The sequence below is a fragment of the Microbacterium sp. NPDC064584 genome (assembly GCF_040687315.1).
Taxonomy (GTDB): domain Bacteria; phylum Actinomycetota; class Actinomycetes; order Actinomycetales; family Microbacteriaceae; genus Microbacterium; species Microbacterium lacus.
In genome coordinates this window covers 203732-223545 of the sequence record NZ_JBFBMZ010000005.1, presented here as the reverse complement: position 1 = coordinate 223545, position 19814 = coordinate 203732, and the positions used below count along the sequence as shown (strand labels likewise).

Here is a 19814-nt window from a genome sequence, read left to right as displayed (position 1 = left end):
CCGGGGAGATTAGGGAACGTAAGCACTTCCACTAAGCCCCGGAGGTTCTCCTCAGCGCAACCCCCGAAACGTCACCAACGTCTCAGCCGGGTACAGCTAGCCTGGCGGTGATGAGCCAGACACCTGCTGCCCCGCCCGTCGCCACGACGTCGCGCGCGAGCTTCCGAGGTACCGCATCGGGCGCAGCCGAGGTGTTCAAGGGAATCCGCTACGCCGAGGCGCCGGTCGGAGAGCGCCGCTGGCGCGACCCCGTGCCCCACGTCGCGAGAGGTGAGGTCGATGCGACGACGTTCGGCGCGATCGCGCCGCAGCAGACGAACCCGGCGCTGAACCTCGGACCGGATGCGGTGCAGGACGAGGACTGCCTGTTCCTGAACGTCTGGCGTCGCCAGGGGACGTCGGAGGACGCCGGGCGGCCCGTCATGGTGTGGCTGCACGGAGGCGCGTACACGTTCGGTTCTTCGAGCCAGCCCATGTACGACGGTGCCGCGCTCGTGCAGACGGGCGACGTGATCGTGGTCACCCTCAACTACCGGATCGGAGCCCTCGGATTCCTCGACCTGTCGTCGCTGTCGACGCCCGAGGACGTCTTCGACGGCAACCTGGCGCTGAAGGACATCCTGCTGGCGCTGCGCTGGGTGCAGCACAACATCGCGGGATTCGGCGGCGACCCGGAGCGCGTGACCGTGTTCGGGGAGTCGGCGGGCGGCGGGCTCGTCACCACGCTGCTGGCGACGCCGAGCGCCGAGGGCCTGTTCCACCGCGCGATCGCCGAGTCCTCCCCCGCCACGAGCATGTACGGACCGAAGCGCGCCGGCGAGGTGGCGCAGCGGTTCCTGACCGAAACCGGCCTCGATGCCTCCGCCCTGCCACGGCTGCGGGAACTCCCCGCGGACGAAATCGTCCGGGCGACGATGGCCGTCTTCGCGGCAGTCCCGACCGCCGCCCCGGGCACCCTCGCCTTCGCGCCGGTCGTGGACGGCGAGCTGGTGCCGGAGGCACCCGCATCCGCCCTCAAAGAGGGGCGCGGGCTCGCCGTGCCGCTCATGATCGGCACGAACCGCGACGAGGCGTCGTTCTTCCGCTTCATGAAGAGCCCGCTCATGCCGGTCACGAAAGACGACATCGAGCGCATGTTCGCCGACATGCGGGCTGAGAACCCCGACGTCGAACTCCCGTCACGCGAAGCGGTGCTCGCCGGATACGAGGGTGTCCGTCAGAAGGTGCTGGGGCTCGGGATCGCGCGCGACATCGCGTTCCGTCTGCCGACGATCTGGATCGCGGAGGGGCACAGCGCGGTCGCGCCGGTTTGGCTGTACCGGTTCGACCACGCGACGCGCGCGATGAATGCGATCGGCATCGGGGCGACGCACGGCGCCGAGCTCGCCTACGTGTGGGGCAACCTCGCCACCGGTCCGAAGGATCCGACGTTCTGGCTCGGCGGCAGGCGCACGGCGGAGCGCATCTCGGAGCGCCTGCGCGCCCGCTGGACCGCGTTCGCGCGCGGCGAGGCACCCGATGCTGCTGCGGTGACGGATGCCGTCGCCTGGCCGTCCTATGACGTGCAGGATCGACAGACGCTGGTGATCGACGCACAGGACCGCGTCGTGGAGGACCTCGACGCCGCCTTGCGGGCCGGGTGGGGCGACCAGGTCCTCGCGTTCCCCTGAGGGCGCTCGCTAGCCGCGGAAATCGTCCGGGTCGACGTCCTCGAGGAAGCGCTTGAACTCGTCGAGGGCCTCGTCCTCGTCGTCATCGGACGCCGTCACCGTGTCGAGCACACCGGCCTCCTCGAGGACGTCCTCCGCGACGCGGATCGGAGCGCCGACCCGGCAGGCGAGGGCGATCGCGTCGGAGGGCCGGGCGTCGACGATGCGCTCGCCGGCGATCGTGTCGAGCGTGATGTCGGCGTAGAACGTCCCGTCCGTGATCCGGGACACGGCGACCCCGCCGACGGACGCGTCCAGCTGAGCCAGAAGCGTGCGCATCAGGTCGTGCGCGAGCGGCCGCGGCGTGTCCGCGCCCTCCACCGCCGCCAGGATCGAGGTCGCTTCCTGCGCGCCGATCCAGATCGGCAGGATGCGCCCCTCGCCGGGTGCCTCATCGATCGGCTTGAGCAGGATGACGTGCTGACCGGCAGGGTCGAGCGCGATCCCCGCGACGCGAACCGGGATCATCCTGTTCTCCTCTCGCGCATCCGGGACCCCATGCTCCTCGCCCGCCTGCGGGACGGTCAAGGGGTCAGCTCAGCGCCTGCGCTTGCCGTTCTCCTCGAGCGGTCGCAGACGCGCGTGGACCATCGCCTGGCGGTACACCTCGCGCACCGTGCGCAGTGCGCTCTCGGTCGTGGCATCGTCGCCCGACCATGCCGACGGACTCGTCGAGCGGGCGGCGAAGACGTGGATGCCGCGATCGCGCAGCAGTGTTCCGGCGATATCCGGAGACGACAGGCGGTTCGCCACGTAGGCGGACTCCTCGCCGTGGGCGACGATGGCCTTCACGCGAGGCAGCAGATCGATGAGCTGACGCAGGGGCCGCGCCCCGGCATCCAATTGCTCGTGCGTGTGGCGACCCGCGTCGCGCCACGGGTACGCGTGCCAGGGCATCACGTGTCGGGGTTGGAGATCGACGGCTTCGAGCACGCGCGCCAGGCGTTCGGCCGAAGGGTGGTCGTCCTCGAGGGAGAACATGCCCGATCCCACCTTCAGGCGCGGTCGCGGTTCGGGGCGCGGGATGAGCACGATGATCCGGGCCTTCTCGAGGTCGTGCTCGGCCGAGACGTAGGGCGGCCACTCGTCGGCGGGGCGCCCGCGCTGCAGGCGGGTCGCGAGGTCGTTCACCGGCAGGATCTGCAGTTCGTCCAGCCGGGACTCCTGCAGCCGCTTGTACTCCGGATCAGCCATCCGACGCGACATCGCACCTCCTGAGCCTCGATGGCTGAACCCTAGACCCACCTGCACCGCGCGAGAGGGCAGAAACGGACCGCTTCGCCGGCGTGTCGCCTGTCAGAAGTGCCCTCTCGCGAGGAGCAGGTCAGCCAGCGCGGCGCTTGCGCATCTGCGCGAGCGGGAGGGACAGACGCGGGTTGCCCCGCAGCTGCTCCTCGTGCGCGTCGAGGAACGCCCAATACGCGGCGGTGAACTCCGAGTCCCGCGCCTCGGCGGCGCTCCCCCACCACGACCCCATCTTCTGCAGGTACGCCCCGCCCGAGATGTAGGGCTTGGTCGCCACCCGACCGCCGTCCGCGTACTGACTCATGCCCTGCACATTGGGAACCATCACCCACTCGTACGCGTCGACGAAGAGAGCGGAGAACCAGTCGTACACGTCGTGCGGGTGGTAGCCCTGCAGCAGGAACCAGTTGCCGAGCACCATGAGCCGCTCGATGTGATGGGCGTATCCCCAGCGCTGGACGCGCTCGAGCACGGTCCGCACCGGCGCGGGAAGATCATCCGGGATGCCGTCCCCGGTGTACCACCACGGCTCGAGCCTCCTCGACAGAGCGAAGTGGTTCGCCTGCTTCAGCTCCGGCATCGCCCGGTACGCACCGCGCATGTACTCGCGCCACCCGATCACCTGCCGGATGAAGCCCTCCAGCGACGCGAGCGGCGCGTCCGGATGCGCGAGCACCGCGTCCACGACCTCGTCCACCGTGAGCAGTCCGATGTTCAGCAGAGGGCTCAACAGCGAGTGGAAGAGGAACGGCTCTTCCGCGGCCATCGCGTCCTCGTAGCGACCGAAGAGCTTGAGGCGCCGCGACACGAAGTCATCCAGCCAGCGACGCGCGGCATCCGGCGTCACCGGCAGCCAGAATTCCGCAGCGTCGCCCGGCGCATCCGGAAAGCGCCTCGCCACCTCGGCTATCACGTCACGGGTGATGTCGTCGTGCTCGGGCAGCAGGGGCGCGGGCACGTCGATGCCGCCTTTCGGCAGCGGCTCGCGGTTGTCGGCGTCGAAATTCCAGCGCTTGCCGACGGGCTGCGCGCCGTCCATGAGGATGCCGGTCCTCCGGCGCTGCCACCGATAGAAGTCCTCCATGCGCGCCGCGGCATGCCCCGTGAACCATTCGTCGAGGTCGCGGGCAGGAGTCAGGAACAGAGCGTCGGAGTAGACGCGGGTGTGCAGCGACTCCTGCTCGCAGAAGCGCAGGAGGCGACGGTCCACACCCCGATCGGTCGCCGACATCCATGCGAGCGCCTCGATGTCGTGCGTGCGGACGAGGTGCCGAAGCGCGTGCAGGAACCCGAGGTCGGCATCCAGCGTCACGCGCTCCACCCGGCGGCCGTCGGCCGACAGCCGCGCTGCGGTGTGCCGCATGGCCGACAGGAGCAGCACGATCTTGTGGGAGTGATACGGGCGCCGACGGAAGGCGGCATCCGCTTCGACGAACAGGATCAGGTCGATGTCGGGATCGGCGAGCGCCGGGTGATCGGCGAACTGCTGGGTCGCCAGGATGAGCGCCGCCTTCACCGCGGCAGGCCGTCCAGATCCAACGGAAGCTCGCGGGCCCGGTCCCAGGGCTCGGTCCAGCCGAGCCGCTCGAACAGGCCGTCGAGCAGCATCGCCGTGAACCCCCACACGAGGAATTCGCGGCCATCGCGCTCGACGGTGAAGCCGGGTCCGCTCCACGTCCGGCCGTCGCGGCGGATCACCGTCACTCCTCGATGCGCCGGGTCGAGCAGATCGGCGACCGGCGCGCGGAAGACCGCGGCCGACTCGGCCTCGTCGACGACACGGACCTCTGACGGATGCCGCCACCACGCGACGACGGGCGTGACCAGGTTCTGCGAGAAGGCCAGCGGGACGCGTTCGAGCATGCCCAGCACTTCCACCCCGTCGGGGTCCAGTCCGGTCTCCTCCTGCGCCTCGCGCAGCGCTGCGTCGACCGGTCCGGAATCCTGCGGGTCCAGGCGACCGCCGGGGAAGGCGACTTGACCGGGATGGGCCCGCAGCGTCGCCGCGCGCTCGAGCAGCAGGACGTCGAGGTCGCGTGAGACGGCGTCGCTCGCGGCTCGATGGTCGCTGGGCAGTCCGTCCAGGATGCCGAACAGGATCAGCACGGCCGACGACCGGGCATCCGCCGAAGCGGGCAGGGCGCTCAAGCCGGGGAACCCGGCTCCGCGCCCGGCGGCCACGTCTTCCGTCAACGCGATGAGCGCGGCGCGCGCGCTCAGAGAGGTCTGTGACGGCATTCGATCAGGCTACGCCCGGCACGTGGGCGGGGGGCGATGCATCGGCATCCGGATGCGCCGCATCCGGACGGCGTACGCTCCTGATTGTGCAGTGCGTCGCCTTTCTCCGGAACGTGAATCAGGGACAGCGCGGGCACCCGTCGACGGCCGACGTCGTCGGATCCTTCGCCGATGCCGGCGCCGCCGATCCGCGCGCGTTCCAGAGCAACGGGACCATCCTGTTCGCTTCGGCCGACCCGGGGGCCACGGTCGAGGCCGCAGGGTCGGCGCTGGCCCGACGCTCCGGGATCGAACGCGAGGGATTCTGGATGCCGCTCGCCGACGTCGTCGCGATCGTCGACGTTCATGCGGATCGGCTCGACATCCGGCGCTGCGAGGTGACCCTCCACGGCGGGGGTGTCGTGGACCCGACCGATCCGGAGGTCGTCCGCACGGCGGCGCATCGCCGCTGCGAGATCGTGGATGCCGGACCCGGCTGGATCGTCACCGTCAACGAGCGGGACGCCGAGAGCAACGCGACACCCGTGGCGGAGCGTCTCACCGGCGGTCCGGCGACCTCACGGGGTCTGCCGACGCTCGTGCGCCTGGCCGACCGATTCGGAGCGGAGTGAGGTCAGGCCGGCTGCGGTGAGCGCAGGATCTTGCTCATCGCCTTGCCGCGCGCGAGCTCGTCGACGAGCAGGTCGAGATAGCGGATCTTCTGCATGAGGGGATCGTCCACGTCCTGCACACGAACGCCGCAGACGGTGCCGGTGATGAGCGTCGCGCTCGGGTTGAGGCGGGCGTCCTCGAAGAACTCCTCGAACGTGGTGCCGGCCTCGATGTGGCGTGCCAGCGCGACGGCGTCGAAGCCGGTGAGCCACGCGATGACCTCGTCGAGCTCAGCCTGGGTGCGCCCTTTGCGCTCGACCTTCGCGACGTACAGCGGATACACCGACGCGAACGACATCGTGAAGATCCGGCTCATGCCCGCGATCGTACGCCCGGCAGCTGACCGCCGACACGTTTCGGTCATGTGAATTCTGCGGCGGTTGAGATCCGAACTGATGACCGCCGTGCGCTGCGCTCCCTATGTTGGGAACAGACCCGTGACGGTGACGCTGTGAGGCCCCCTAGCGTTCCAGCCCTCGTCGTTGACGCTTCGCCGCGGGTTCAGGCCCTCCGGCGGCTCGGGTTCCCCAACTCCACCGCCGGAGGGCCGCCGCTGTTCGAGCGATGCCGTCGCTCCGGCTCTTATCCTTGGTCACGTGCCAGACAGTGATGCCGTCCCTCCACCGGCAAGATCGTCGATCGTCCGCTATTCCGGCATCTACAACGCCGACGGCGGCGTCGTAGGCGAGATCCGCTACCTGTTCGGGCACCTCCTCGGCTCGGCGGAGTGCTCGCTGTGCGACATCACGCACTCCCCTGTCCGCAGGAAACCGGAGTGGGATCGGATGGTCGCCAGGGTGGGCCTTCCGATCGTGCTGCTGCACCGCAACGAGCTCGACGGCGCCCTCGACGCGGCTGTGCGCGGCATCGCGCTGCCTGTGGTCGTGGCCCACCATGAGGACGGCTCGATGTCCGTCGCGCTGGATGCCGACGACCTGCGTCAGCTGCGCGGCTCCGTCGACGAATTCGAGCAGGCACTGCTCGGGCCTCAAGGATCGCGCTGACCAGCCTCGGAAAGATGACCACCAGCCCGGAAGCAGAATCCCTTCATCATCGGCTCCGGTGTGCCTCTGGTGGACGGACCGTTCGTCCCGACGGGTTTCCAGTCCGTGGATGAGGTTCTGCTGGACATGGTGTCCGTGTGCTCACGTACGACCGTCGGGCGCGGTAGCCGGGCACACGCTCAGTCCGCCGCCGAGGCCAGGGGCCCTGCCATCCACGCTTCGAGCTCCCGCTGAGTGCGCAGCCGGACGATCGCGAGATGCGGCATGTCGGCGTCGAGTTGCGGGATCCGCCCCGTGTATTTGCGTCTGGTCCTGATCGACCAGCGGACGATGTGCTCCCGGTCATGGAAGAACGTCCGCAGAGGCGGTTCGATGTTTCCGTTCCACAGAACCTCTCGGTGGAGGCGGCGTCGCAGCGTGCGCCGCACCACTCGCGGCAGGGTGACCGTCGCGAACGGCACATCCAGCCACACCAGGAGGTCGGCACGCTCGACCAGCAGGGGCCGCGCGGTGGAGTACTGCCACTCGGTCGTCCACGACGGCTGATCCGCCAGCATCCGCACGTCCTCGACGAACCCCTCCCGGGGCGTCCATTCCGGGCCGTGGTAAAGCGCGTCGAGCTCGGTGTAGGGCGCGTCGAGAACGCGGGCGATCCGCCTGGCCAGCGTGCTCTTGCCCGCGCCGGACACTCCGGCCACGAGCACACGCCGCGGTCGGAGCGGGAGCGGATCGTCGAAGCGCAGCACACGAAGGAGGCTAACGGTCGACGCGTCGTGTGATGCTGAGATGATGCGAGCCGTCCTCCCCGATGCCGTCGTTCCCCTCGCGCTGCGCATGATGCGCGCGAACCGGACCTTCGTCAGCGCCGACGGCGCGAGAAAGCGGATCCGGGAACGCGGGCTGCGACCGGTGCCGTACGGCCCTCCGTCGCGCCTGCGGCCCGGGATCCGTGTCGACGTGGAACAGTTCGACGGCTGGCCCGTGTACACGATCCTGCCGCCCGAGACCCGCGGCGCCGTGGTGTACGTGCACGGCGGCGGCTGGGTGAACGAGATCGCACCCCAGCACTGGCACCTGGCCGCACGGATCGCGGCGGAGACGTCGACGGCGGTCGTCGTGCCGATCTACCCCCTGGTTCCGTTCGGAACCGCCCGCGAGGCCCGCGACACGGCGGCTGCTCTGGTCCGCCGGAGCATCGACACGTACGGAGCGACCTGCCTCGCCGGCGATTCCGCAGGCGGTCAGATCGCTCTCTCCACGGCACTCGCCCTCCGTGACGGCGGCGTGGTGCTCCCCCGGACTGTCCTCATCTCCCCCGCACTGGATCTCTCGTGGAGCAACCCCCGCATTCCGCTCGTGCAGCCGTCGGACCCTTGGCTGGCCACTCCCGGCGGCCAGGTCCTCGCCGAGCAGCGGCGCGGCGATCTCGACCTGCTCGACCCCGCGGTGAGTCCGCTGTTCGGCGATGTCGCCGGACTCGGCCCCCTCACGGTCTTCACCGGGACGAGGGATGTCCTCAATCCCGATGCGCACGTGCTCGCGCAGAAATCCCGTGCCGCCGGCGTGCCCTTCGAACTGTACGAGGGTGCCGGGCAGGTGCACGTGTACCCGCTCGTGCCGACACGCGCAGGACGCGAGGCGCAGTCACATCTCGTCTCCGTGCTCGGATCAGCCATCGGCTCGTAGCCGCCCGGACGACGAAACCCCCGCTCGACCTGGTCGAGCGGGGGTTCGCTTTGGTATTTCAACGATCGTAGGCGCTCATATTCAAGATCCTTCCGTCGGGGATCTTGAGACTAGTCAGCCATCGCCGTCGTGGCAAGACACCAACAGCGCCAGAGCCGAGCCGCGCACGATCGCCGTCACGCGCGGCCCTACCGCCGCGGCCGACCGAGTTCTACCGTGTGGGCATGGGGTTCGATGGTGCCGCGATCGACTACGACCGCTTCATGGGTCGCTATTCGACTCTGCTCAGCGCTCCGTTCGCCGACTTCGCCGGCGTGCGAGCCGGGCAGCGCGTCCTCGATGTGGGATGCGGTCCCGGTGCGTTGACCGGTGAGCTCGTGGCACGTGTCGGGGCGTCTTCCGTCGCCGGCGTCGACCCGTCGGCATCGTATGTCGCATCCGCGCGCGAACGCTTTCCCGACGTACGGGTCGAGACGGCATCCGCCGGTGACTTGCCGTTCGACGATGCCGAGTTCGACGCAGCCCTGGCCCAGCTCGTCGTGCACTTCCTCGCCGGCCCGGTCCACGATCTGCGGGAGATGGCGCGGGTCACGCGGCCGGGTGGGATCATCGCGGCCTGCACGTGGGACCACGCGGGGGGAACGAGCCCGTTGAGCCGCTTCTGGGATGTGCTGAGCGCCCACGACCCCGACGCTCCGCGCGAAGCGCACCTCCCGGGGACGCGCGCGGGTCAGCTGAGCGAGTACCTCAGGGATGCCGGCCTCGACGACATCGTGGAGACGGTGTTGACCGTGCACGTGCTGCACCCGACTTTCGAAGACTGGTGGACGCCCTACCTGCGCGGCGCGGGCCCGATCGGGGCGTACATCGAGTCGCTGGATGAGACGGGCCGCTCGGCGCTGGAGCGCGCCCTGCGGGCCGAGATGCCCGCCGCTCCCTTCGAGATCAGCGGGTCTGCGTGGGCCGCCCGCGGAACCGTGGCCCCCTCACACTGAAGTCAGCGCCCCGGCACGGCGACGGCGCCGGGCGTTCCCGGAAGCACCTCGAAGCCGAGCGGGAAGTCGACGAGCATCTCCCCCAGTCGGGCGAGAACGCTGCCGTCGCCGTCGAGGTGCGCGGACCCATCCGTCAACATCGCCGCAAGGGAGACCTCGCCGGTCATGGCGCGTTCGAGATGTGCACGATCGATCGTCACCGAGACGTCCGGATCGGCCGCCGCCGCTCCTTCGAGCGTGGTCAGGGCGCCGTTGGAGAGCTCGATCACGAACCGCTGTCCGGTGTCGGGTGTGGTCAGGTTCGCGACGAACGACAAGGTCTCGGCCTTGGCGGGGTCGAGGCGAATCGCGAGGAAGTCGAAGAACTGCACGGTGGTGAGCGCCCGCACCAGATCCGGTCCGGTCGCCGTGGGAGTGACGCCCGAGGGAAGCCCGGAGCGCAGTTCGAGCGCTCCGGCCAGAAAGCTGTTGCGTAGGCTCGGACTCTCCTGCTGGTACCCGATCTGCTCGAAGGCCTGCGCCAGCAGCATCCGCGCGTCCTCTTCGCCCGGCTCGGCGTAGAGGAGCTTGTTCAGGATCTCGGTGGCCAGGAAGTACTCGCCCTCGGAGATCAGCTCCCGCGCCTTGGCGAGGATCGGTCCGGCGCCTCCCATCAGCTCGACGTAGAGCGGGGCGGAATCCTTCGGGGAGAGCGGGATGAGCGTCGTCGGGTTCGCATCCCAGTAACCGAGATAGCGGTTCACAACGGCCCGAGCGTTGTGCGGGACCGACCCGTGGTAGCTGCGCGCCGTCCACTGCCGCTGCAACGATTCCGGCACCCGGTAGACGTTGTGGATCTCGTTGATCGTCACACCCTGGTTCGCGAGGTGCAGCACGGTGTTGTTCAGGTGCGCGTACGTGTCGCGCTGTGCGCGCATCACCTCCTGGATGCGCTCGTTGCCCCAGCGCGGCCAGCTGTGCGAGGCGAACATGACCTCCGCCTCTCCGCCGAAGCGGTACAGCGCGGCGTTGATCTGCCTCGACCATTCGAGGGCGTCGCGGACGAGCGCGCCGCGCAGGGTGTAGATGTTGTGAATCGTCGCCGTGATGTTCTCCGCGGCCCAGAACGCCTTGAGGTCGGGGAACCACGTGTTCATCTCCGCCGGCGCCTCGGTGCCGGGGGTGTTCTGGAACACCATCCGGACCCCGTCGATCACGTGCTCCTCGAAGTCGTCCTCGATTGACATCGTCGGGGCGATGAGACCGATCGAGCCCGCGGCGACCTTCTTCCCGATCGCCTGGTCGACGTGTCCGAACGGGCTCGGCTCGAGCAGAGCGCCGTACTGGTAGAACAGGCGACGCGACATCGCGTTTCCGGCATAGACGTTCTCGGCGACCGCGTGCTCGAGGAATCCCGCCGGCGCGATCACCTGCACCGCACCGCTCACGACGTCCGCTTCGTCGATCACTCCGCGCACACCTCCGAAGTGATCGCCGTGCGAGTGCGAGAAGACCACCGCGACGACGGGGCGTTCGCCCAGGTGCTCGGTGACGAGGGCGAGCGCGGCCGCGGCGGTCTCCCGCGTGGTCAACGGATCGAACACGATCCAACCCGTGTCCGACTTGATGAAGCTGACGTTCGCGAGATCGAAGCCGCGCACCTGCCACACCCGGTCGGGGACGACCTCGAACAGGCCGTAGTGGGCATTCAGAACCGCCTGTCGCTGAAGCGACGGGTGGATGCTGTCGAACTCGTCCGATTCAGTGAGGAAGGAGTACGCGCCGAAGTCCCACGCGACGTTGCCGGCGTCCGCCATGATGCGCGTCACCGTCGGCCGGGCGATGAAGCCGCGGGTGACCTCGTCGAAGTCCCGGCGATCGGTGAACGGCAGGGACTCGCGGGCACGCTGCTGCGCGGCGGTGGTCGCGGCGGAGGGCGCCGTCCCGTGCGGGTGGAAGTGGTCTGAGCGAGCCATGGGCGGTGCCGACGTTTCTGCGAGGGTTGCCTCGACGCCTGACCGCTCGAAGCCTGTGGACCGCATTATCCCCGCGCCCCCAGGGGAAACGACCCCGCCGGCCCGAGGTCAGACCGAGCAGACCGACACCGGGATCCCGTCGACCAGGCAGGCGTCGCTGCCCTCGCGGGTCTCGATCTGCCTGCTCAGGAACGGGCTGAGATCGGCGCGCAGTGTCATGACCCGCGCGGCGGCCTCGTCGAGCCTGTCCTGCGGGATCCTCCCGGAGCGCACGGCATCGGCCAGCGCGGCCGAGAGCCCGGGGACGCTGATCCCGAACGTCGACGGATCCGCCGGCAGTACGTACAGCAGCAGATCCGACCCCGCCGCGACCGCTCGTATCGCGTTCTCGCCGGCATCGGCGTACTCCGCGAGTCCGTTGTGCTGCAGCATGAGCATGTCGTCGGTCACGACGACCCCGTCGAAGCCCAGCTCCTCCCTGAGGATGCGATGCCACACCGGCGACAGCGAAGCGGGCGTGGGATCGACGGCGGGGTAGGCGAGGTGACCCGTCATCACGAGGTCGACGTCCGCGTCGACAGCGGCGCGGAACGGGGGCGCGGCGGCGGACCGCCACTCGTCGAGCGTGAGTGGAGCGGCCGGCACACTCGTGTGCGAGTCGCCCGGAGCGGCGCCGTGGCCGGGAAAGTGCTTGACCGTGCCGGCGACGGACCCCTGCGCCTGCTCCCCCGTGACCGCCGCGGCCACCCGGTCGCCGGCGGACTGTGGATCAGTGCCGAGCACGCGATCCCAGATGAAGGACGCGGGATCGGCCGTCACGTCCGCGACGATCCCGAAGTTGACGTTGATTCCGGATGCCGCCAGCACGTCCGCCCGCATGGAGAAGGCCGTCTGCGCGTCCGCTGCCGGCGCCGCGCGCAGCTGAGCCGGATCGGCTGCGGGATCCCACGGCAGCCGCTGGACGATGCCGCCCTCCTCGTCGATGCCGACCAGGGTCGCCGCATCGGATTCGACGTGCAGGGCGGACGTCAGATCGCGGAGCTCCTCGGGCGCGCCGGGGATGTTGTCGCCCATCAGGATGACTCCCCCGACGCCCTGATCGACCAGGGCGCGCAACGGGGCGGGATCCGTGCCGGGTGCATGGACCATGAGCAGCGACGCGGCTTTCTGCTCGAGCGTCATGCCCGCAAGCCGTCGGTCGACCCACGCGTGCGTGCGCTCCTGCGCGGACAGGGTGGGGACAGGCGACGGTGCCGCTGTCGGGGTCGTGTGCGCCGCCGGGGGCGTGCTCTCTGCGGCGCAGCCCGCGATCGTCAGCGCGGCGACGAGCGCACCGACCGAGATCGCCGTCCGCTTCGCACCCATTCGCGAGAGCCTAGCCCGCGATCCCGACGAGCGGCTGAGAGGACCGGTGCGATTCGCACCGGATGCCGAGCGCCGCGCGCGCGAACGCCGAGGTGTATCAGCATCCGTCCGGCGGTCCTCTTCTTCTCTGCAATCAGCCGGCCTCGGCGTCGGCCCGGATGGAGAGGAGTGGTCATGACTGCCATCACCGGAATCCTGGTGCAGATCATCACCGGGGATATGGAGAACGCGGGCACCGACGGACGGGTCTACCTCGGGCTCGGCGGCAGGGAGTTCCGGCTCGACAGCCGAGCGGACGACTTCGAACGCGGATCGTGGCGCGAGTACATCCTCGGGCGCGGTCCGAAGGAGCCCGACCTGCCCAGTCCGCAGATACGTGTCGAGTGGCCGGGGTTCAACGATCCGCGCATCGGCTTCGTGCTGGACACCGCGTTCCTCGACAAGAGTCCGGTCTACCTGCGCTTCGAACCGGTCGGCGAGGATCCGAACTGGAACCTGAAGACCGTGTTCGTGCTGGTGTACGTGGGCCAGAGCAGCTTCCACGGATACTTCACGACTCCTGCCGGGTTCGACAACCTCTGGATGGGCCACCCGATGGGCAAGATCGTCTACCTGACGTCGTCGTGGCGCCCCGAGCGCCCGAGGCCGGTGCCCGACAGCATCCGCACTCACCTGCCCGAGGTTCTGCGGACTCTCAGCGACTGATCCTCACCGCGCCCGCTGACCGCGCCCTCGGCATCCGCGATCGCGTGTGTCCTCGCGCCCGTCCCGTCCCCGCCGAAATGGTGGGTTCCCCGCCGAGATGGTGGGCTCCCCCGCGAGATGGTGGGCTCCCCCGCGAGATGGTGGGTTCCCCGCCGAGATGGTGGGTTTCCCGCCGAGATGGTGGGTTTCCCCGCGAGATGGTGGGCACCACCTCGCCGGAACAGGCACCATCTCGCGGGAACAGGCACCACCCCGCGGGAACAGGCACCACCTCGCGGGAACAGGCACCACCTCGCCGGAACAGGCACCATCTCGCGGGAACAGGCACCTCCTCGCGGGAACGGGCACCACCCGGCGGGAGAGTCAGCGCGCGCGGACGCGATGGTGGAGAAGGAGGACTCCGTTCGAGAATCGACGCTCCCCGAGGAGTTCGAGACCCACGCGCTGTCCACGCGGGAGCGCGGGCTTGCCCCCGCCGACGCTCACGGGGAACACGAAGAGCAGGCATTCGTCGATGAGCCCCCCGGCGAACGCCCGGGCGGCGAGGTCCGCCCCTCCGATCAGGACGTCGCCGGGGGCGTCGTGCGTGACTCGGCGGACCTCGTCATCGACGAATCGGCGCTCGATGCGCGTATCGGCGGTGCCGACCTCGGCGAGCGATGTCGAATAGACGACTTTGTGCGCGGCCTTCCACGCGGCGGAGAACGCGCCGAAACGATCGTTCTGGGCGCCGAGCGCGGCATCCGTCTCCCACACCGCCATCGACTCGTACAGGCGACGGCCGTACAGGAGCGTGTCCGCGGACGCAACGAGCTCGGTCTGGTGGTCGAAGAGCTCGTCGTCCAGCGGCAGCCAGTCGAATCGGCCCTCGTCGTCTTCGATGAACCCGTCGAGCGACATGTTCGTCACGTACTTCAGCACGCCCATCGGTGTGCTCCTTCCGACAGTCCAGCCTGACCCGCCGAACGGATGCTGTCCACCCTGGTCGTCGCGAAGGTTGACGGCACCTGCCGCCTCGCCGTCACATCGGGCGCAAGAACAGCCCGCCGGGCCACCACCCAGGAAGGCCTGTTACAGTGGAGAAGCCCACTCGGGTCTTGCGTCGTCACCCACTCCGCATAGATGCAGAGCCTGGACCAGACAACACGACGCCCGGATCGTTCTCCTGACGTCCGCCGCCACTCCCCTTCGATTTCGCGCACGAGCGTCCCCTGACGTCGCGCAGCTCCTGAAAGTTCTTTTGACCTCCGTCACCATCACCCCCTCCGCCTCGCGACCGCAGCCCGTCTGGCGACCGGCCGACTCCGATGTCTTCGTCGCGACCGTCGCCGACGAGTACGCGGGTTTCGTCGCGGCCACGGCACGGGGCCACGAAGCCCACGGCGCCCGCGGCGAGAACCTCGGTGTGCACGAGACCCGCGACCGGGCGCGAGCCGCTGTCGCAGCATCCGTCACGCACCTCGCTCCCACCCCCGCGGGTCCCCCGCGTCTGAAACGTCCGCTCCGCACACTGCGGCGCGGCACCCCTGGTCGCTCTCGCGGCCCGAAAAGTAAAAGGAATGACACGATGGCCACTGGCACCGTGAAATGGTTCAACTCCGAAAAGGGCTTTGGATTCATCGCCCCCGACGACGGTGGAGCCGACCTGTTCGCGCACTACACCGCGATCGCCGCGAGCGGCTACAAGGAGCTCACCGAGAACCAGAAGGTCGAATTCGACGCCGAGCGTGGCCCCAAGGGCATGCAGGCAGCGAACATCCGCCCGCTCTGATCTCGCGTCATCCGCACGGGTGTGAACCCGTGTGACAGACGACACCGGATGCCGTCGATTCTTCGGAATCGGCGGCATTCGCGTCTATACCCCACGCCCCTGATCAGCACTTTTCCGCGCGACGCTCACATGTAACGTTCAGGTAACGCACCGGACCTGTCCAGAAAACCCAGGAAGAGTCGGGGACTTGTGTTCGCCTCGCGGACGCACGGCGCCCGCCCGTGGGCGCGGATCTCTCATACGGAACCGGTTTTCATGCGCTCCAGCACCCCCACGTCCTCTGCCCGCCGCGCCCGCCGCATCGCCGAACGTCGCTCTCGCCGCCGCCCCGCGATCATCGCTGCGGGCCTCGCCTTCGCCGTGGTGGCCGCAACCGGAGCGGCTGTCGCCGTCCCGGTCACGTCCGCACAGGCCTCGGCCGCGGGAACGTCGCCGAGCTTCGCGCTCGCGTCGTACTCGGTGCCCCTGGACTCCCAGGTGGCTGCCTCCGCCGGCGACAAGACCACGATCGAAGCCCGCGCGGCTCTCGTGGCGGCGAAGATGGCCATCGCCGACGCCGCTCAGGTCACGACCGATATCCAGGCCTCGGGCCTCGATGTCGGCGTCACGAACACGACCGTCGACACCACGCGCCTCGAGAAGGCCGTCGACCGTCTCAAGGACGCCAGCATGCTGCCCGCGATGCTGGTCTCCGCGTTCAGCACCGAGGTGACGGATGCCGTCGCGGCGGTCGATGCCCGGACCAACGGTCTGCGCGGTCGGCTCGACGCCGCGATCGCCCTGAAGGCGGAGCAGGAGGCCGCCGCAAAGGCCGCCGCCGAAGCCGCTGCCGCCGCAGAGGCCGCTGCGGCTGCCGAAGCCGCCGCCGCCGCCGAGGCCGCCGCGGCCGAGCAGGCATCGAGCACTCCTTCGCCCGTGTTCGCCGGACCCGGCACGAGCGCCGGCGAGGCGCAGGCGATCGCCCGCGGCATGCTCGCCGGCTACGGCTGGGGCGACGACCAGTTCGGCTGCCTCGTGGCGCTTTGGGACCGTGAGTCCGGATGGAACTCGCAGGCGTACAACGCCGGCAGCGGCGCCTACGGCATCCCGCAGGCTCTGCCCGGCAGCAAGATGGCCAGTGCCGGCGCGGACTGGCAGACCAACGCCGCCACGCAGATCTCCTGGGGTCTGGGCTACATCGCCGGCCGCTACGGCAACCCGTGCGGTGCGTGGGATCACTCCGAATCCGTCGGCTGGTACTGACCTCCTGACACAACCGAACGCCCCGGGATCCGCCGATCCCGGGGCGTTCGGTCGTACGATCAGGCATGGCGCACACGATGAACACCGGAACCATCGTCGCAATCGTCGGCGATCAGTCCGAAGAAGCCCTGGCCACGCTCGACGGCATCCGTGGAGTCGAGGTCCTGTCGCTGCAGGGCAGTGAACCGGCCCTCGCCACACGGCGGATCGCGGCATCCGCAACACCCTGGGTCGTGCATGACGCGGACCCGCTCGTGCACGTCGCCGCCGCGTGGGTGGAGCTGTTCGAAGCGCGCGCGACGCTGGAGACGCTCGAGGTCGAGGTGGAGACCGCGCTGTCCCTCTTCGAAGAGGGCGCCGCGATCATGCCCGATTACTACATCGTGCTCGAGCCGGAGGACGCCCCGGACACCTGGCGGCACTGGTGGTGCGGCGCACTCGGCCACCGCGCGCCGCAGCGCGTGATCGCCGCGCCCGCCCCGACGACGCCACGGGATGCGGCGCTGCGACGCATGCTCGGAAACCTTCCGTCCTCCCGCCCGTGGCCGGAGCCCGCCGCGTGGCTCCCCCGCCTGCCCTTCGAGATCCCCGACCGCGTCGGTCTTCGGGATCTCGGGTGATGCCGGAATCCCCGCAGCCGCGGCGCTGGTCGTGGGCCTACGCCCTCCCCGCCGGGGCGGCGGGCGCCGTCCTCGGTCTGCTCCCCTGGATCATCGCCGGAGGCCGCCTCCCCGAGCAGGAGCTGTGGACAGCGACAACGACGGCCATGCCGTTCGTGCTGCTTCCCTTCAGCTTCACCTCGGTCGTCCTCGTCTTCTCGCTCCTCATCGTCGGCGCGACTGTCGCGGGCATCGCCGGGCGGATGCTGCGCGTGCGCGGTTGGGGCCTGCTGCTTCTCGTCCTCGGCGTCCTGATCGTGCAGGGTCTTGCGACCGCGCAGACGGCTACGGTGCTCCGCGCCGGCTTGCAGGAACGACTCGAATCCACGGTCTACCTCGCGGCCCTGGTCGCCGGGACGGTGCTGTCGATGCTTGTCGGCGCGATCGTGACGATCCTGGTCGCCGGCGCACCGCGCGCCGGAGCCCTGATCGGTCTCACGATCGGCGCGATCGGCATGGGCTCCTGGACGGCACTGCTGCTGGACCCGGGACGAACGGCGGAGGGCGTCTTCTCCGCACTGCTGCCTCTCACGCCGTGGATCGCCCCGGTGCTCACGGGAATCGCGATCGCGTGGACGGGCATCGGGACGGCGGGGCGCGTGATCGCCGCTCTCGCGGCCCTTGTGATGGTCTGGGTGGCTCCGGCGGTGACGACGGCGTTGTTCAACGCCCTCGGCAGTCGCGTGCTCCTGCGGTCCTCCTCGGACCTGATCGACTACGGCGTGGGCGTCTTCCAGGCCGCGCTCCTCACCCCCGAACTGGCGCTGCGGCCCGTCCTCGCCGCGGCCGGAGTTGCCGCGCTCGGACTCGGGCTGCGTGCACTCGTGGGGCGTCGGCGCCGCGGCGCGGCATTCGCCGACCCGCCGTCAGGGCAGGCGCCTGCCGATCCACCCGGCGAGCAGGGCGTGCAGCAGCGGGATGCCGGACACGACGATCAGGACGGTGCCGAACACCGCATCGTCGGCACGCACAGTCAGGCCCCCGACGAACAGCGCGGCGAACAGCACCGCTGAGATCACCCGCCGCATCGTCCGCTCGAGGCTGCCGATGCGACGCTCGAGCCGCGGGTTCTGCACAGAGAGCCGGCCGTCCTCGATGCGGGTCGTGAGATCGTCGAGGCGCTGCGGCAGGCGCGCCGCCGTCCGCACCGCCGTCACCGCCTGCCCGGCGAACGCCTGGACGACGTTGCCGCCCTCCTGACGGATGAGCTCTCCCGCGTACGGCTCGACCGCGTCCCAGATGTTGAACGCGGGGTTGAGCGAACTGCAGTTGCCGGAGACGAGCGACATCGCGCGGATGATCAGGAGGAAGTTCTCGGGGAACTGGAACGGCAGCGAGCGGACCACGTCGCCGAACTCGATCGCGAACGCCCGGAACTCCCGCGGGTCGACCTCCTGCAGCTCCGCGAAGCCCATCCCGCCGAATCGCGCGAAGAGCGTGGTCATCGCCCGCTCGAGCTCGGTCGTGTCGGCCGACGGCAGCAGGACGCCCACTTCGCGGATGCCGTCGACCATCCCCTTGCCGTCACGGGATGCCGCGGCGATGAGCACCCGCCGGAGCCCTCGGCGCAGCCCGGGAGGCACTTCGCCCATCATCCCGAAGTCGATGAACGTGAGATGCCAGCCCGGACCGGTGCCGTCGTCCGCGGACGCGTCCGGCGTCACGAAGATGTTGCCCGGATGGGGATCGGCGTGGAAGAACCCGTCACGGAAAAGCTGGTCGAACATGACCGACGCGAACGCGATCGCAACATTGGACGGGTCGATCCCCGACGCCCGCAGCCCGTCGACGTCGTTGAGCTTGATCGCGGTGACGTCCTGCAGCGTCAGCACGCGACGCGTCGTCCGCTCCCACACGACGTCGGGCACGCCGACCCGCCGGTCACCGGCGAAGTCGGAGGCGAAGTGCTCGGCGTTCGCGGCCTCGTTCAGATAGTCGATCTCCTCGAGCGACGTGGCCGCGAACTCCTCCACGAGCGCCGGTGCGTCCACCCGGTCGGACACGAGACGGATGCGACTGAGCCACCCGCCGACCTTGCGCAGGGCGCGCAAGTCGACGTCGACGATCTGGTCGATGCCGGGGCGCTGGATCTTGACCACGACCTCGCGGAGCCCGGACTGCTCGGCATCGGCATCCGACAGCACCGCCCGATGCGCTTGTCCGAGGGATGCCGCCGCCAGCGGCGCCGGGTCGATCCAGGCGTACGCGCGCTCGAGCGGCACGCCGAGCTCGGCTTCGGCGAGCGTCCGGATCGCGTCGAAGGGCACCGCGGGCACCTCGTCCTGGAGGCCCTCCAGCTCTTTCGTGATCTCGGGCGGGAGGACGTCCAGGCGCGAGGAGAGGAACTGGCCCACCTTGATCATCAGCCCGCCGAGGTCGACGGCCAGAGCGTGGAACCGACGGGCGATGCGGGTGAGGCGCGCCGCGCGACCGCGGGCGGACAGGGAACCGAGACCGATGCGCGGCAGGAACAGCTCGTACCACCACGCCTGGGCGAGATAGCGCGCGGCGAACCGCGTTATGCGGCGATAGCGTGCGCGCATCTCACCGGCGTCGGTCATCGGATCTCCAGGGGTGCGCGAAGCTCAG

19 protein-coding genes are annotated in these 19814 nt (G+C 69.6%); 9 read left to right on the top strand and 10 right to left on the bottom strand.

The window, feature by feature from the left end; all coding sequences use genetic code 11:
- The first annotated feature begins 110 nt into the window (after positions 1–110).
- On the top strand, positions 111–1670 hold the full coding sequence (locus AB0P18_RS09925) for a carboxylesterase/lipase family protein (protein WP_363359877.1): 1560 nt from the start codon (positions 111–113) through the stop codon (positions 1668–1670).
- A 9-nt stretch (positions 1671–1679) separates the two neighbouring features.
- Here the strand turns inward: AB0P18_RS09925 and AB0P18_RS09920 are convergent, their stop codons facing one another.
- The 4 genes from AB0P18_RS09920 to AB0P18_RS09905 all read right to left on the bottom strand — a co-directional run bounded on the left by AB0P18_RS09920 (position 1680) and on the right by AB0P18_RS09905 (position 5192).
- Positions 1680–2177 carry a bifunctional nuclease family protein gene (locus AB0P18_RS09920; RefSeq protein ID WP_363359876.1) on the bottom strand — a complete coding sequence of 166 codons (498 nt, stop codon included), beginning with the start codon at positions 2175–2177 and terminating at the stop codon, positions 1680–1682.
- Positions 2178–2246: 69 nt separating this feature from the next.
- Positions 2247–2903 carry a hypothetical protein gene (locus tag AB0P18_RS09915; RefSeq protein WP_344053293.1) on the bottom strand — a complete coding sequence of 219 codons (657 nt, stop codon included), beginning with the start codon at positions 2901–2903 and terminating at the stop codon, positions 2247–2249.
- 130 nt (positions 2904–3033) lie between these two features.
- Positions 3034–4470, bottom strand: coding sequence for a cryptochrome/photolyase family protein (locus AB0P18_RS09910; RefSeq protein ID WP_363359875.1), 1437 nt, complete (start codon positions 4468–4470; stop codon positions 3034–3036).
- Positions 4467–5192: a CoA pyrophosphatase gene (locus AB0P18_RS09905; protein ID WP_363359874.1), complete on the bottom strand. Its 726-nt coding sequence runs from the start codon at positions 5190–5192 to the stop codon at positions 4467–4469. Before AB0P18_RS09905 ends, AB0P18_RS09910 begins: the two co-directional genes overlap by 4 nt.
- Here AB0P18_RS09905 and AB0P18_RS09900 point away from each other — a divergent pair.
- Entirely contained in the window at positions 5183–5803 is a 621-nt protein-coding gene (locus AB0P18_RS09900) for a DUF1697 domain-containing protein (RefSeq protein WP_363359873.1), read from the top strand. The two genes, AB0P18_RS09905 and AB0P18_RS09900, sit on opposite strands and share 10 nt — an antisense overlap.
- A gap of 2 nt (positions 5804–5805) precedes the next feature.
- On the opposite strand, the gene AB0P18_RS09895 is transcribed toward AB0P18_RS09900, so the two are convergent.
- Positions 5806–6159 carry a DUF2200 domain-containing protein gene (locus tag AB0P18_RS09895; RefSeq protein WP_344053287.1) on the bottom strand — a complete coding sequence of 118 codons (354 nt, stop codon included), beginning with the start codon at positions 6157–6159 and terminating at the stop codon, positions 5806–5808.
- Between the two features lie 280 nt (positions 6160–6439).
- Between AB0P18_RS09895 and AB0P18_RS09890 the strand changes: the two genes are divergently transcribed.
- Positions 6440–6847, top strand: coding sequence for a hypothetical protein (locus AB0P18_RS09890; protein ID WP_363359871.1), 408 nt, complete (start codon positions 6440–6442; stop codon positions 6845–6847).
- Between the two features lie 179 nt (positions 6848–7026).
- Here the strand turns inward: AB0P18_RS09890 and AB0P18_RS09885 are convergent, their stop codons facing one another.
- Positions 7027–7593, bottom strand: coding sequence for an AAA family ATPase (locus AB0P18_RS09885; protein ID WP_344053286.1), 567 nt, complete (start codon positions 7591–7593; stop codon positions 7027–7029).
- Between the two features lie 43 nt (positions 7594–7636).
- Between AB0P18_RS09885 and AB0P18_RS09880 the strand changes: the two genes are divergently transcribed.
- Together AB0P18_RS09880 and AB0P18_RS09875 are read left to right on the top strand one after the other, a co-directional pair.
- The gene (locus tag AB0P18_RS09880) at positions 7637–8533 is read left to right on the top strand and encodes an alpha/beta hydrolase fold domain-containing protein (protein ID WP_363359870.1); all 897 of its coding nucleotides are present in this window, start codon (positions 7637–7639) and stop codon (positions 8531–8533) included.
- Between the two features lie 224 nt (positions 8534–8757).
- Positions 8758–9528, top strand: a complete 771-nt coding sequence (locus AB0P18_RS09875; protein ID WP_363359869.1) for a methyltransferase domain-containing protein — start codon at positions 8758–8760, stop codon at positions 9526–9528.
- Between the two features lie 2 nt (positions 9529–9530).
- Here AB0P18_RS09875 and AB0P18_RS09870 read toward each other — a convergent pair whose 3' ends face one another.
- Positions 9531–11483: an alkyl sulfatase dimerization domain-containing protein gene (locus AB0P18_RS09870; RefSeq protein WP_363359868.1), complete on the bottom strand. Its 1953-nt coding sequence runs from the start codon at positions 11481–11483 to the stop codon at positions 9531–9533.
- Positions 11484–11591: 108 nt separating this feature from the next.
- On the bottom strand, positions 11592–12848 hold the full coding sequence (locus AB0P18_RS09865; RefSeq protein ID WP_363359867.1) for a glycoside hydrolase family 3 N-terminal domain-containing protein: 1257 nt from the start codon (positions 12846–12848) through the stop codon (positions 11592–11594).
- Positions 12849–13022: 174 nt separating this feature from the next.
- On the opposite strand from AB0P18_RS09865, the gene AB0P18_RS09860 reads away from it, so the two are divergent.
- A complete protein-coding gene (locus tag AB0P18_RS09860; RefSeq protein WP_363359866.1) occupies positions 13023–13553 on the top strand; it encodes a hypothetical protein in 531 nt (176 codons plus the stop codon).
- Between the two features lie 363 nt (positions 13554–13916).
- Here the strand turns inward: AB0P18_RS09860 and AB0P18_RS09855 are convergent, their stop codons facing one another.
- On the bottom strand, positions 13917–14480 hold the full coding sequence (locus tag AB0P18_RS09855; RefSeq protein ID WP_344053274.1) for a dihydrofolate reductase family protein: 564 nt from the start codon (positions 14478–14480) through the stop codon (positions 13917–13919).
- A 640-nt stretch (positions 14481–15120) separates the two neighbouring features.
- Between AB0P18_RS09855 and AB0P18_RS09850 the strand changes: the two genes are divergently transcribed.
- The 3 genes from AB0P18_RS09850 to AB0P18_RS09840 all read left to right on the top strand — a co-directional run bounded on the left by AB0P18_RS09850 (position 15121) and on the right by AB0P18_RS09840 (position 17186).
- A complete protein-coding gene (locus AB0P18_RS09850; RefSeq protein ID WP_179435946.1) occupies positions 15121–15324 on the top strand; it encodes a cold-shock protein in 204 nt (67 codons plus the stop codon).
- Between the two features lie 255 nt (positions 15325–15579).
- The gene (locus tag AB0P18_RS09845; protein ID WP_363359865.1) at positions 15580–16566 is read left to right on the top strand and encodes a lytic transglycosylase domain-containing protein; all 987 of its coding nucleotides are present in this window, start codon (positions 15580–15582) and stop codon (positions 16564–16566) included.
- Between the two features lie 65 nt (positions 16567–16631).
- Positions 16632–17186: a hypothetical protein gene (locus AB0P18_RS09840; RefSeq protein ID WP_363359864.1), complete on the top strand. Its 555-nt coding sequence runs from the start codon at positions 16632–16634 to the stop codon at positions 17184–17186.
- A 905-nt stretch (positions 17187–18091) separates the two neighbouring features.
- On the opposite strand, the gene AB0P18_RS09835 is transcribed toward AB0P18_RS09840, so the two are convergent.
- On the bottom strand, positions 18092–19786 hold the full coding sequence (locus tag AB0P18_RS09835; RefSeq protein WP_363359863.1) for an AarF/UbiB family protein: 1695 nt from the start codon (positions 19784–19786) through the stop codon (positions 18092–18094).
- Positions 19787–19814 lie beyond the last annotated feature (28 nt).

Coding starts and splice junctions, on each gene's coding strand:
- AB0P18_RS09925 (WP_363359877.1), top strand. CDS start 111: ATGAGCCAGACACCTGCTGCCCCGCCCGTCGCCACGACGTCGCGCGCG.
- AB0P18_RS09920 (WP_363359876.1), bottom strand. CDS start 2,177: ATGATCCCGGTTCGCGTCGCGGGGATCGCGCTCGACCCTGCCGGTCAG.
- AB0P18_RS09915 (WP_344053293.1), bottom strand. CDS start 2,903: ATGGCTGATCCGGAGTACAAGCGGCTGCAGGAGTCCCGGCTGGACGAA.
- AB0P18_RS09905 (WP_363359874.1), bottom strand. CDS start 5,192: ATGCCGTCACAGACCTCTCTGAGCGCGCGCGCCGCGCTCATCGCGTTG.
- AB0P18_RS09895 (WP_344053287.1), bottom strand. CDS start 6,159: ATGAGCCGGATCTTCACGATGTCGTTCGCGTCGGTGTATCCGCTGTAC.
- AB0P18_RS09880 (WP_363359870.1), top strand. CDS start 7,637: ATGCGAGCCGTCCTCCCCGATGCCGTCGTTCCCCTCGCGCTGCGCATG.
- AB0P18_RS09875 (WP_363359869.1), top strand. CDS start 8,758: ATGGGGTTCGATGGTGCCGCGATCGACTACGACCGCTTCATGGGTCGC.
- AB0P18_RS09870 (WP_363359868.1), bottom strand. CDS start 11,483: ATGGCTCGCTCAGACCACTTCCACCCGCACGGGACGGCGCCCTCCGCC.
- AB0P18_RS09865 (WP_363359867.1), bottom strand. CDS start 12,848: ATGGGTGCGAAGCGGACGGCGATCTCGGTCGGTGCGCTCGTCGCCGCG.
- AB0P18_RS09860 (WP_363359866.1), top strand. CDS start 13,023: ATGACTGCCATCACCGGAATCCTGGTGCAGATCATCACCGGGGATATG.
- AB0P18_RS09855 (WP_344053274.1), bottom strand. CDS start 14,480: ATGGGCGTGCTGAAGTACGTGACGAACATGTCGCTCGACGGGTTCATC.
- AB0P18_RS09850 (WP_179435946.1), top strand. CDS start 15,121: ATGGCCACTGGCACCGTGAAATGGTTCAACTCCGAAAAGGGCTTTGGA.
- AB0P18_RS09845 (WP_363359865.1), top strand. CDS start 15,580: ATGCGCTCCAGCACCCCCACGTCCTCTGCCCGCCGCGCCCGCCGCATC.
- AB0P18_RS09840 (WP_363359864.1), top strand. CDS start 16,632: ATGGCGCACACGATGAACACCGGAACCATCGTCGCAATCGTCGGCGAT.
- AB0P18_RS09835 (WP_363359863.1), bottom strand. CDS start 19,786: ATGACCGACGCCGGTGAGATGCGCGCACGCTATCGCCGCATAACGCGG.